This is a genomic window from Thalassotalea sp. LPB0316 (assembly GCF_014898095.1).
In the GTDB taxonomy this organism is placed as follows: domain Bacteria; phylum Pseudomonadota; class Gammaproteobacteria; order Enterobacterales; family Alteromonadaceae; genus Thalassotalea_G.
In genome coordinates this window covers 347,128-359,378 of the sequence record NZ_CP062946.1, presented here as the reverse complement: position 1 = coordinate 359,378, position 12,251 = coordinate 347,128, and the positions used below count along the sequence as shown (strand labels likewise).

At 44.0% G+C, this 12,251-nt stretch carries 7 protein-coding genes, 2 tRNA genes and 2 rRNA genes; 6 read left to right on the top strand and 5 right to left on the bottom strand.

Going from position 1 to position 12,251, the window contains the following annotated elements; translation table 11 throughout:
• Window positions 1–21 precede the first annotated feature (21 nt).
• On the top strand, window positions 22–390 hold the full coding sequence (locus LP316_RS01600) for a hypothetical protein (RefSeq protein ID WP_193022361.1): 369 nt from the start codon (window positions 22–24) through the stop codon (window positions 388–390).
• 20 nt (window positions 391–410) lie between these two features.
• Here the strand turns inward: LP316_RS01600 and LP316_RS01595 are convergent, their stop codons facing one another.
• The 3 genes from LP316_RS01595 to LP316_RS01585 all read right to left on the bottom strand — a co-directional run bounded on the left by LP316_RS01595 (window position 411) and on the right by LP316_RS01585 (window position 3,561).
• Complete coding sequence (locus tag LP316_RS01595) at window positions 411–869, bottom strand: SixA phosphatase family protein (RefSeq protein ID WP_193022360.1); 459 nt, start codon at window positions 867–869, stop codon at window positions 411–413.
• Window positions 870–916: 47 nt separating this feature from the next.
• Window positions 917–2,353, bottom strand: coding sequence for a Si-specific NAD(P)(+) transhydrogenase (sthA, locus tag LP316_RS01590; protein WP_226960779.1), 1,437 nt, complete (start codon window positions 2,351–2,353; stop codon window positions 917–919).
• 89 nt (window positions 2,354–2,442) lie between these two features.
• Entirely contained in the window at window positions 2,443–3,561 is a 1,119-nt protein-coding gene (locus tag LP316_RS01585; RefSeq protein ID WP_193022359.1) for an acyl-CoA desaturase, read from the bottom strand.
• A 201-nt stretch (window positions 3,562–3,762) separates the two neighbouring features.
• Here LP316_RS01585 and fabR point away from each other — a divergent pair, with 201 nt between their 5' ends.
• Window positions 3,763–4,392: an HTH-type transcriptional repressor FabR gene (gene fabR / locus LP316_RS01580; RefSeq protein WP_193022358.1), complete on the top strand. Its 630-nt coding sequence runs from the start codon at window positions 3,763–3,765 to the stop codon at window positions 4,390–4,392.
• Here fabR and trmA read toward each other — a convergent pair.
• Together trmA and LP316_RS01570 are read right to left on the bottom strand one after the other, a co-directional pair.
• Window positions 4,389–5,489, bottom strand: a complete 1,101-nt coding sequence (gene trmA, locus LP316_RS01575; protein ID WP_193022357.1) for a tRNA (uridine(54)-C5)-methyltransferase TrmA — start codon at window positions 5,487–5,489, stop codon at window positions 4,389–4,391. The two genes, fabR and trmA, sit on opposite strands and share 4 nt — an antisense overlap.
• 137 nt (window positions 5,490–5,626) lie before the next feature.
• Window positions 5,627–6,079 (bottom strand): RNA recognition motif domain-containing protein, encoded by a 453-nt coding sequence (locus LP316_RS01570; RefSeq protein ID WP_193022356.1) that lies wholly within the window; start codon window positions 6,077–6,079, stop codon window positions 5,627–5,629.
• An 865-nt stretch (window positions 6,080–6,944) separates the two neighbouring features.
• Between LP316_RS01570 and LP316_RS01565 the strand changes: the two genes are divergently transcribed.
• The 4 genes from LP316_RS01565 (at window position 6,945) to LP316_RS01550 (ending at window position 12,073) form a co-directional block, all read left to right on the top strand.
• Window positions 6,945–8,485 (top strand): 16S ribosomal RNA (locus LP316_RS01565).
• A 72-nt stretch (window positions 8,486–8,557) separates the two neighbouring features.
• Window positions 8,558–8,633: transfer RNA gene (locus tag LP316_RS01560), tRNA-Ala, on the top strand.
• Window positions 8,634–8,745: 112 nt separating this feature from the next.
• Window positions 8,746–8,822, top strand: a tRNA-Ile gene (locus tag LP316_RS01555).
• Between the two features lie 375 nt (window positions 8,823–9,197).
• Window positions 9,198–12,073 (top strand): 23S ribosomal RNA (locus LP316_RS01550).
• The 16S and 23S rRNA genes sit together here with 2 tRNA genes alongside, the layout of an rRNA operon.
• The last annotated feature ends 178 nt before the right edge of the window (window positions 12,074–12,251 follow it).

The following is a 12,251-nucleotide window of genomic DNA, read 5'->3' as shown; positions in this document are numbered from 1 at the left end:
ATGAAATATGTGGCTATACTAATGAGCATTGCATTATTGAGTGCTTGCCAACAACAAGAATCGACGGCTAAGTCGTCTACTGATCTAGGCCAAACTAGTAAGCCCACAGTGAAATCAGCACCAACAATGAACAACTCTACTCTTATCACCGTTAATGTTAAATACCTTGAAATTGAAGGGGGCTTTTACGGCTTAGTGACTGACAGCGGTAAAAAATTACTACCGATGAACTTAGCGCCTGAATACAAAAAACCGGGAACTGTACTAAAGGTAAAGGGGCAAGAGTTGACTGATGTTATGACGACTCAACAATGGGGCACGCCGTTTAACATTACCGAGGTTGAGCTTATTAAACTCGGAGACAACAGCAGAAATAACAGTAATATATAAAAAAGCGCATCAGCGCTTTTTTATTGTTGAGGGCAGGTAAGCGGTTGCTGTAGCAGCGTAATACTGCGACTTTCTCCGTTTATTCGGATTTGAAATAACAACCTAAATTGGCTTTCATCAATTTTTTCTAATTCCTCACCCGTTAGAAAGCTTGCCAAGGCTGGCGTTGTATTACTGTGACCAACAATCAAGGCGTTTTGTTTGGCATTGAGTAAATCAATCGCAAGATTATCAAGCGCTTTAGGCGAGTAGTACTTTATCGCCAACCCGTGTTTATTCGCGCTAGGTGTCGCAGTTTCCAACGTTCGATTGTAAGCCGTGCTATATACTGCCTCGATATTAGCAAGTGCTAGTAGTTCCGCTAACTGTTGCGCTCTGGCTAATCCGCATCGCGTTAAACTAGGATTCTCAGTGTCTTTTTGCTTTTCTGCGTGGCGAGTTAAATACAAGGTGAACTCTTGTGCCGAGAGTGTTGGCACAATGAGGACCAAAATAGTTAATAGCAGAAACGAAATCCTGAGCATTGTTAGAACAACCTGTTTAAGCCATTGAGTGCTGCAACTCGAAATGCCTCAGCCATCGTTGGATAGTTGAAAGTAGTTTCAACAAAATACTCTATGGTATTGCCACCATTTTTTTGCTGCATTATCGCTTGACCAATGTGGATTATTTCTGCTGCATTTTCACCAAAACAGTGGATCCCTAAGATTTCTTTAGTATCACGATGGAATAAAATTTTAAGCGAACCGACTAAGCTATTGGCAATTTGTGCGCGCGCTAAATGTTTAAATTGCGAACGGCCAACCTCATAAGGCACTTTGGCTTCAGTTAATTCTTGCTCTGTTCGACCAACAGAACTAATTTCGGGAATGGTGTAAATGCCCGTCGGTATATCAGAAATTAACTTGGCAGTACTGCGGTGATCTATCATCGCAGAAGCCGCTAGCCTTCCTTGGTCATAAGCAGCGCTAGCTAGGCTAGGATAACCAATAACATCACCTACGGCATAGATATTATCAACGGCCGTTTGGTATTGATCATTAACACGTAACTGGCCGCGGCCGTCTGCTTCTAGATTAGCGTTTGCTAACTGTAAATCAGCGGTATTCCCTGTTCGACCATTAGCCCATAATAAACAGTCTGCTTTCATTTTCTTGCCTGACTCTAAATGGACTATGACGGCGTCATCAGTTGCTTCGACACGTTCTATTTGTTCGCCGTGACGGATCACTACACCGTTATTCCACAAGTGGTAGCTAAGTGAGTCCGAAATTTCATCATCTAAAAATGATAACAAGCGATCACGTGTATTAATTAAGTCGACTTTAACACCTAAGCCACGGAAGATAGACGCGTATTCACTACCGATAACCCCTGCACCATAGATAATGATTGAGCGCGGATCATGGGCTAATGATAATATGGTATCTGAGTCGTAAACTCGTGGATGCGTAAAATCGATATCGTCAGGGCGATAAGGGTGTGAGCCGGTTGCAATAACAATTTGTTCGGCAGTCAGTTGCTCAACCGAGCCATCAGGCTTAACAATTTTTAATGTGTGGTTATCGACAAACGATGCCTCACCAACAATGTGCTCTACGCGGTTTCTGTCATAAAAACCACTGCGCAGCTGAACTTGCTTGCGAATAACCGCTTCTGCGTGCTTTAAAATATCAGAAAAAGTTAAATGTTTTGCTTTTTCGTGTTTTCTAAAAAGCGGATTTGAGTTGTATTCAATTAATCGGCTGACACTTTGACGCAATGCTTTTGAGGGAATTGTTCCCCAGTGAGTGCAACCACCACCAACATCTTTATAGCGCTCAATAATCGCAACGCGTTTATTCTTTTTCGCTAGCTCCATAGAAGTACCTTCACCGCCTGGGCCACTACCTATGATGATGGCATCAAAATCATATTGCACTGCATTTTGTTCAATGTCTTTTTTTACACTTTTCTTAGCCACAATAAAAAATCCAACTCCTGCATATCTTATTGAAAAGTTTAACAGGAATTGGATTTAAATTAACTAATACTTAAGTTTATTTGATTTTTTTAAGCGATAGATGCACTCATGTTAACGAAGCTTTTCTTTTGTTCTTGAAAGCGCGCTTTTAATTCGCGGTACTGTTTGTGTAGCTCAGAGTTTTCAACATCGCTGATTAACTCGGCTTTTTTGTTGGCGAGTAATTGTTTTTTAGCGTCGTAGAATGCATTCAATTTAGCAACGACTAAATCATATTCTTGCTGTAGCTTTGCCATCATCAACTCAGCGTTAGGGTTATTCGCAATTCGCTGTTGCGTGCGTTTTAAGGTCATCGATAATTTAGCTTTTTCAATCTTATCTTCTGGGCTAGTGCGTAACTTAGAGGTTAAATTCAGGTAAGCGCAACCTTTAATTAGCCATTTAGTTGGATCAAACTGCCACCAGCGAATACCGTTGCGGTAGTCATTTTCAAAGATATGGTGGAAGTTGTGATAGCCCTCACCAAAGGTGAAGAAAGCCAATACGCCATTATCACGTGCTGTGTTTCTATCCGTATAAGTTTGCTTACCCCAGATATGCGCTAACGAGTTGATAAAGAAGGTTGTGTGATGGCTCAATACTAAACGTAAAACACCGATCAGTAATAATGCACTAATGACATCGCCGTGGATCAGACCAAACAGTAAAGGTACCCCGACATTCATCAAAATAGTGAGTAACAAGTAGTGCTTGTGTTGCCACATGACAATTTTATCTTTTTGTAGGTCTCGAACATTATCGTAATTGTGATAGCGACTCGCTTGATATTCGCGCAACATCCAACCGATGTGTGAATACCAAAAACCCTTCTTTGCCGAGTAAGGATCTTTATCATTGTTGTCAACGTGCTTGTGGTGAACGCGGTGATCAGACGACCAATGTAAGGCACTATTTTGCAGAGCAAATGCGCCACCTAGTGCAAATAGAAAGCGCAAACTCCAATGAGCTTGATAGGTCTTATGAGACCATAGACGGTGATAACCTGCGGTAATTGACATACCACAATAAATAAAACAGATGATTGCCATCACGATTTCTGCCATGTCGAAACCATGAGTTATGGCGCGATATGGCACGGCTATAGCGGCAAATAAAAAGGTAGTTAAGAAAACGATAACGTTTAGCCAAATGATCTTAGGCTTATTCATAAACTTTTCCAAAAAGTGTGACTTAAAACTTCAGCGAACAAGTGTACGCTAAAATTTATTTTTACGCTACTGAATATGCTAGGGAGAACGTTAAATGGTTAAAAATGTAAGATGAATTTATTCAGAAAAGTCTCCAGTTCATGACATTGGTTATTGCTTTGAGTATGATAAGCGCCACCATTTTCGATAGAAGTGATGCCGATGACCGGAGTTAGAGCACAGCAAAAAGAAAAAACACGCCGCCAACTAATTGATGCTGCCTTAAATCAACTGAGCGCGGAACGTAGCTTTTCAAGTTTGAGTTTGCGTGAAGTCGCCAAAGAAGCAGGCTTAGCACCAACCTCTTTTTATCGCCATTTTGCTGATATGGACGAACTGGGTTTAACCTTAGTCGATGAAGCAGGTCTTACTTTGCGTCAGTTAATGCGTCAAGCCAGACAACGCATTGAAAAAGGTGGTTCAGTGATCAATATTTCAGTAAAAACATTTATGGAGTTTATTGAAGATAATGCCAATATTTTTCGTTTGTTATTGCGAGAACGCTCAGGCACCTCAGCTGAATTTAGAGCCGCGGTGAGCCGCGAAATTCGCTATTTTACCTTAGAGCTTGCTGATTACTTGCAGGCTGCAAATCAATTAGATAGAGAAATTGCTTTATTGCAGGCAGATGCCGCCGTAACTGTTGTGTTTTCAGCGGGTGCAGATGCGTTAGACATGAACCCATCAGAGCGCGATTTATTATCGCAGCGCACGATTAGTCAACTGCGTTTTATCGCACGAGGCGCAGCTGACTTTAGTGCTCGTATTACCAATCGGCAAAAAGCTAATTAGCTTTTTTTTGTTAAGTAAACACCTGTTTCGATATGGTCGGTAAATGGGAACTGATCGAATAAGGCAAAGTTTTCCACAGTATGAGTTTTCGACAGTGTTTTTAAGTTGTCTTTTAATGTATGTGGGTTACATGAAATATAAACGATACGCTCAAATCGACTGACTAACTCTAAACTGTCATCATCAAGACCAGCGCGCGGCGGATCAACTAACACGGTTTCGTAGTTGTAGTCGGTTAAATCGATATCGGCTAAACGGCGGAACGTGCGCTCACCATTCATCGCTTGGCTAAACTCCTCACTCGAAATTCTCACGATCTTAATATTGTCTTTTTGGTTGGCGCTAATATTTAACTGAGCGGAGTTTACCGATGTTTTTGATATCTCAGTACCTAACACGCGATTAAAGTTATCAGCTAATGCGATACTAAAATTACCATTGCCACAATAAAGCTCAATTAAGTCGCCACCAAGATTTTTAGTTACCTTTTTAGCCCACGATAGCATGTGCTCATTAACGCCACCATTTGGCTGCGTGAAACTGTTTTCAACTTGCTGGTACTTCAGTGCTTGCCCATCGACATGGAGCACTTCGTCAACAAAGTCACGGTGTAAAATAATTTTTTGCTTCCTTGCGCGACCAACAATGTCTACTTTACCAAGTAGTGTATTTAACCGATCTCGTAGCGCGATAGTTTCTGTTTGCCATTCATCATCAAGCTGTTTGTGATAAAGCATGCTAATTAATAGCTCACCACTTTGCGTTGATAGAAAATCCACTTGGAATAAACGCTCACGTAAAATTTTACGACAACGAATATCGTCTAGTAGCGCTGTCATCGCTTGGTTAATCAGTGTGCTGGCAACGGGGAAGTGTTCAACTTTAAACTTTTCCTTAGTTGCCTGATTAAACATGATAAAGAAGAGATCATCTCCTTCGTGCCATAACCTAAATTCGGCACGTAAGCGATAATACTGTGGTGCTGACCGAAAAACTTCAGTTTCAGGTAACTTAAATTCAGCAAATAGTGCCTCCATTGCAGTGCGCTTTTCTTCAAGCTGGGGCTCATAATTCTCTGGCGTGACATGACTGAACATAAAAAGTACCTGTAAGTAAATAACGTGCGAATTCTAGCGTTCAATAAATGAATGTCTAGTTAAAGTTAGTTAATGAAATAAAATAAAGACAATAAAAAACCCGCTAACAGCGGGTTTTGATTGGAACGAACGATTGCTTAGTCATCTGATTTTTCGGGTCGCTCTTTTGCTTCGCGCACTTTTAACGTGCGTTGTTGAAATTCAGTATCATTTAAAGCACTGATTGCTTTGTCGCTGTCTTTAGCCGAAATTTCAACAAAGCCAAAGCCTCTGCGTTTACCGGTATTCTTATCTTTCATTAATCGTACTGAATGCACATAACCATGCTCTGCAAATAAATGACGAACAGCTGCTTCATTTGCTCTATACGGCAAGTTACCAACATAAAGTGTTTTGATGTCATCCGTTGTACCAGGGTCACCACTAACCTCAGTTGATTGAGTTGAGATAAAGAAACCGATCAATGTACCAATGAATGCACCTATTGCAGCACCATTTGAATCAAACGATAATACACCCGAGATAAAAAACATGATGACAGCTACGATAAGCGAGACACCAACGGCCTTTAAAAAGAATGGGAAATTCATAAATATCTACCTAATTATTGTTTTTAAAATAAAAATAGCAATTTCTATGTTACCCACCTTTTACTATAGTGCAACAAATATAATGCCAATTTTTATGTGGGATTAACAAATTGACGAAAGATAGCTAATAAGTATTGTTAAATTAAGAAAACCCTTAAAACGAAGCATAAACATATAAATATACTTGCTATAGGATCACCAATATGGCAACTAAAGTAATTATCGATAAATGAGTTCGAACCTAGATTGGCTACCTCCGCAACAGCAAAACAACGACTTACAGCGCTTATTTTACACGGTTTGTATATAAAACAACCGAACAGTAAATTAATTTAAAATAAGGGTTGACGCGTGATAAAAAATCCCTAAAATGCGCTTCCACTTCTTCGGGGCAACCCAAAGGAGTGTTTTGATAAGTTTAGTTAGTCGATATGAATAACAAACAGGTCAAACAACTTAGAAAAATATATTAAAGTTTTTTCGAAAAAGTTGTTGACATCAAAACTGAGACGCGTAGAATTCGCATCTCGCTTCGGGCAAGGCCTGAAGCAAGCAACACTAACGAATGTGCTTAGTGTTAAAACATGGAGTTACCGTTTCAATGTGCATCCATGCACGAACGGCAAACAAACATCCATGTTTGTTCTTTAACAAATAGTTATCATGCAATTTGTGTGGGCACTCACATTAGTAAATTCATATAAAGACCTGACGTTTCGTTAGGCAAATTTATCAATGTTGATGTTCACATAAAAAACTTACATATAAAGTTTTTATGTTTTTGTTTTGCTTTTATTAAAAAGCGATGCAAGAGCAATGTACAACAGAATTCATTGAGCCGTATCGACAGATACACAAACGATTTTAATTGAAGAGTTTGATCATGGCTCAGATTGAACGCTGGCGGCAGGCTTAACACATGCAAGTCGAGCGGAAACGAGAAGTGCTTGCACTTCGGCGTCGAGCGGCGGACGGGTGAGTAATGCTTGGGAATATGCCTTTAGGTGGGGGACAACAGTTGGAAACGACTGCTAATACCGCATAATGTCTACGGACCAAAGGAGGGGATCTTCGGACCTTTCGCCTAGAGATTAGCCCAAGTGAGATTAGCTAGATGGTGGGGTAAAGGCCTACCATGGCGACGATCTCTAGCTGGTTTGAGAGGATGATCAGCCACACTGGGACTGAGACACGGCCCAGACTCCTACGGGAGGCAGCAGTGGGGAATATTGCACAATGGGGGAAACCCTGATGCAGCCATGCCGCGTGTGTGAAGAAGGCCTTCGGGTTGTAAAGCACTTTCAGTCGTGAGGAAAGGGTAGTCGCTAATATCGGCTATCTGTGACGTTAGCGACAGAAGAAGCACCGGCTAACTCCGTGCCAGCAGCCGCGGTAATACGGAGGGTGCGAGCGTTAATCGGAATTACTGGGCGTAAAGCGTGCGTAGGCGGATTGTTAAGCGAGATGTGAAATCCCGGGGCTCAACCTCGGAACTGCATTTCGAACTGGCAGTCTAGAGTATTGTAGAGGGTGGTGGAATTTCCAGTGTAGCGGTGAAATGCGTAGAGATTGGAAGGAACATCAGTGGCGAAGGCGGTCACCTGGACAAATACTGACGCTGAGGCACGAAAGCGTGGGGAGCGAACAGGATTAGATACCCTGGTAGTCCACGCCGTAAACGATGTCAACTAGCTGTCTGTGAACTTGATTCGTGGGTAGCGTAGCTAACGCGCTAAGTTGACCGCCTGGGGAGTACGGCCGCAAGGTTAAAACTCAAATGAATTGACGGGGGCCCGCACAAGCGGTGGAGCATGTGGTTTAATTCGATGCAACGCGAAGAACCTTACCATCCCTTGACATCCAGAGAATTTTCTAGAGATAGAATAGTGCCTTCGGGAACTCTGAGACAGGTGCTGCATGGCTGTCGTCAGCTCGTGTTGTGAAATGTTGGGTTAAGTCCCGCAACGAGCGCAACCCCTATCCTTACTTGCCAGCGGATGATGCCGGGAACTTTAAGGAGACTGCCGGTGATAAACCGGAGGAAGGTGGGGACGACGTCAAGTCATCATGGCCCTTACGGGATGGGCTACACACGTGCTACAATGGCGTATACAGAGGGCAGCGAGACCGCGAGGTGGAGCGAATCCCAGAAAGTACGTCGTAGTCCGGATTGGAGTCTGCAACTCGACTCCATGAAGTCGGAATCGCTAGTAATCGTGAATCAGAATGTCACGGTGAATACGTTCCCGGGCCTTGTACACACCGCCCGTCACACCATGGGAGTGGGTTGCAAAAGAAGTGGCTAGTTTAACCTTCGGGAGGACGGTCACCACTTTGTGATTCATGACTGGGGTGAAGTCGTAACAAGGTAACCCTAGGGGAACCTGGGGTTGGATCACCTCCTTATCTTGAAGAATTTATTTTGTAAGTGTCCACACAAATTGCATTGATAACGAAAGTGTTTAAGACGAAGCCTTTGGGGCTATAGCTCAGCTGGGAGAGCGCCTGCCTTGCACGCAGGAGGTCAGCAGTTCGATCCTGCTTAGCTCCACCAATTTTGCTTTGCTCGCAAAATACTAGTCTGTATCAGCTGGTTAGCACCCACATCCCTTATAAAAAGTAGGGTGAGGTCGGCGCCGACAGGATTGATAACTAGTGTGTATAATAGGTCTGTAGCTCAGCTGGTTAGAGCGCACCCCTGATAAGGGTGAGGTCGGCAGTTCAAGTCTGCCCAGACCTACCAATTCTTATAGGAATTGACAACTTCGTCCATGGAAGAAGCCAAATTCAAATTATGCTTAGATAGATAATTTCAATTTGGTTTTTTATTCCCTGCTAAGGGAGAAAAACACTGCTCTTTAACAATTTGGAAAGCTGATATATATCCTTAAACAAGAAATTGTTTAAAACCTCTTAATTAAGTGTCGCGCTTAATTAAGAATTCTAATTCAAGATACTCTATTGAGTACGTGAAAATGTCAGATACAACTTAAGTTGTTGCTTAAAAGCTGTAAGGCTTTAAAGCGATAACGCTACATCAAGTTTGTCACGCGGTGTAGTTAAGTGTTTTACGTTAACGCCTTATGGCCTTAACGCTTAAGACTTCTTGGGGTTGTATGGTTAAGTGACTAAGCGTATGTGGTGGATGCCTTGGCAGTTAGAGGCGATGAAAGACGTGTTAATCTGCGATAAGTCTAGGTAAGGTGATAAAAACCGTTATAGCCTAGAATGTCTGAATGGGGAAACCCAGTGCCATAAGGTACTATCTTTACCTGAATACATAGGGTAAAGAGGCGAACCGGGAGAACTGAAACATCTAAGTACCCCGAGGAAAAGAAATCAACCGAGATTTCGTTAGTAGCGGCGAGCGAACGCGAATTAGCCCTTAAGCTTGTGGGCGTTAGTGGAATGTTCTGGAAAGGACAACGATACAGGGTGATAGTCCCGTACACGAAGACAAACACAAGTGAAATCGAGTAGGTCGGCACACGTGAAATGTTGACTGAATATGGGGGGACCATCCTCCAAGGCTAAATACTCCTAACTGACCGATAGTGAACCAGTACCGTGAGGGAAAGGCGAAAAGAACCCCTGTGAGGGGAGTGAAATAGAACCTGAAACCGCATACGTACAAGCAGTGGAAGCCTTCGGGTGACTGCGTACCTTTTGTATAATGGGTCAGCGACTTATATTTAGTAGCAAGGTTAACCGATTAGGGGAGCCGTAGCGAAAGCGAGTGTTAACTGCGCGTTCAGTTGCTAGGTATAGACCCGAAACCCGGCGATCTACCCATGGGCAGGTTGAAGGTTGAGTAACATCAACTGGAGGACCGAACACACGTATGTTGAAAAATGCGGTGATGACTTGTGGGTCGGAGTGAAAGGCTAATCAAGCCGGGAGATAGCTGGTTCTCCCCGAAATCTATTTAGGTAGAGCCTCGGACGAACACCACTGGGGGTAGAGCACTGTTAAGGCTAGGGGGTCATCCCGACTTACCAACCCTTTGCAAACTCCGAATACCAGTGAGTGATATCCGGGAGACACACTATGGGTGCTAACGTCCGTAGTGAAGAGGGAAACAACCCAGACCGCCAGCTAAGGTCCCAAAGTACTAGTTAAGTGGGAAACGATGTGGGAAGGCTTAGACAGCTAGGAGGTTGGCTTAGAAGCAGCCACCCTTTAAAGAAAGCGTAATAGCTCACTAGTCGAGTCGGCCTGCGCGGAAGATGTAACGGGGCTAAACTAGTCACCGAAGCTGCGGATTCATCTTATGATGAGTGGTAGGGGAGCGTTCTGTAAGCCGTTGAAGGTGTGTTGTAAAGCATGCTGGAGGTATCAGAAGTGCGAATGCTGACATGAGTAACGATAAAGGGGGTGAAAAACCCCCTCGCCGAAAGACCAAGGTTTCCTGTCCCATGTTAATCAGGGCAGGGTAAGTCGGCCCCTAAGGCGAGACCGAAAGGTGTAGTCGATGGGAAACAGATTAATATTTCTGTACTTCTATATAATGCGATGGAGGGACGGAGCAGGCTAGGCAAGCATGGCGTTGGTTGTCCATGTGAAAGATTGTAGGTTGAGCGTTTAGGCAAATCCGGACGCTTAAGACTGAGAATCGAGACGATGCTCTACGGAGCAGAAGTTGTTGATGCCATACTTCCAGGAAAATCTTCTAAGCTTCAGTTATATAGGAACCGTACCCCAAACCGACACAGGTGGTTAGGTAGAGAATACTAAGGCGCTTGAGAGAACTCGGGTGAAGGAACTAGGCAAAATAGTACCGTAACTTCGGGAGAAGGTACGCTCTCTAATGTGAATGACTTGCTCAGTAAGCATAGGAGAGTCGAAGTAACCAGGTGGCTGGAACTGTTTATTAAAAACACAGCACTGTGCAAAATCGAAAGATGACGTATACGGTGTGACGCCTGCCCGGTGCCGGAAGGTTAATTGATTGGGTTAGCATTTGCGAAGCTCATGATCGAAGCCCCGGTAAACGGCGGCCGTAACTATAACGGTCCTAAGGTAGCGAAATTCCTTGTCGGGTAAGTTCCGACCTGCACGAATGGCGTAATCATGGCCACACTGTCTCCACCCGAGACTCAGTGAAATTGAAATTGCGGTTAAGATGCCGTATACCCGCGGCTAGACGGAAAGACCCCGTGAACCTTTACTATAGCTTGACAGTGAACATTGCTCCTACATGTGTAGGATAGGTGGGAGGCTTTGAAGCATGCACGCCAGTGTGTGTGGAGCCATCCTTGAAATACCACCCTTGTATGCGTGATGTTCTAACCTAGGGCCCTTAGCGGGCTTGGGGACACTGTCTGGTGGGTAGTTTGACTGGGGCGGTCTCCTCCCAAAGCGTAACGGAGGAGCACGAAGGTTGGCTAAGTACGGTCGGACATCGTACGGTTAGTGCAATGGCATAAGCCAGCTTAACTGCGAGACAGACACGTCGAGCAGGTGCGAAAGCAGGTCATAGTGATCCGGTGGTTCTGTATGGAAGGGCCATCGCTCAACGGATAAAAGGTACTCCGGGGATAACAGGCTGATACCGCCCAAGAGTTCATATCGACGGCGGTGTTTGGCACCTCGATGTCGGCTCATCACATCCTGGGGCTGAAGTCGGTCCCAAGGGTATGGCTGTTCGCCATTTAAAGTGGTACGCGAGCTGGGTTTAGAACGTCGTGAGACAGTTCGGTCCCTATCTGCCGTGGGCGTTTGAGAATTGAAGAGGGCTGCTCCTAGTACGAGAGGACCGGAGTGGACGAACCTCTGGTGTTCCGGTTGTTATGCCAATAGCATTGCCGGGTAGCTACGTTCGGAACTGATAACCGCTGAAAGCATCTAAGCGGGAAGCAGGCTTTAAGATGAGTTCTCACTGGAGATTTAATCTCCCTAAAGGGTCGTTGGAGACTACAACGTTGATAGGCTGGGTGTGGAAGCGCTGCGAGGCGTTGAGCTAACCAGTACTAATTGCCCGTGAGGCTTAACCATACAACACCCAAGTGGTTTTACACCATGTTGTATGAAGACAAGTCACGTACGAAATAGATTGAATTACGATATATAAAAGCTTTCCAGATTAATCGGAATAGTTTTGTAACATCTACCTCCCTGTAGTTGACCCTAAAGGGCCGCACTAAAGTGCGTTCAAAATTGTTCCCAACAATTT

What these genes read in the sequence shown, in the direction of transcription:
- LP316_RS01570 (WP_193022356.1), bottom strand. Translation starts at nt 6,079, where the DNA reads ATGAATTTCCCATTCTTTTTAAAGGCCGTTGGTGTCTCGCTTATCGTA.
- LP316_RS01600 (WP_193022361.1), top strand. Translation starts at nt 22, where the DNA reads ATGAGCATTGCATTATTGAGTGCTTGCCAACAACAAGAATCGACGGCT.
- LP316_RS01585 (WP_193022359.1), bottom strand. Translation starts at nt 3,561, where the DNA reads ATGAATAAGCCTAAGATCATTTGGCTAAACGTTATCGTTTTCTTAACT.
- fabR (WP_193022358.1), top strand. Translation starts at nt 3,763, where the DNA reads ATGACCGGAGTTAGAGCACAGCAAAAAGAAAAAACACGCCGCCAACTA.
- trmA (WP_193022357.1), bottom strand. Translation starts at nt 5,489, where the DNA reads ATGTTCAGTCATGTCACGCCAGAGAATTATGAGCCCCAGCTTGAAGAA.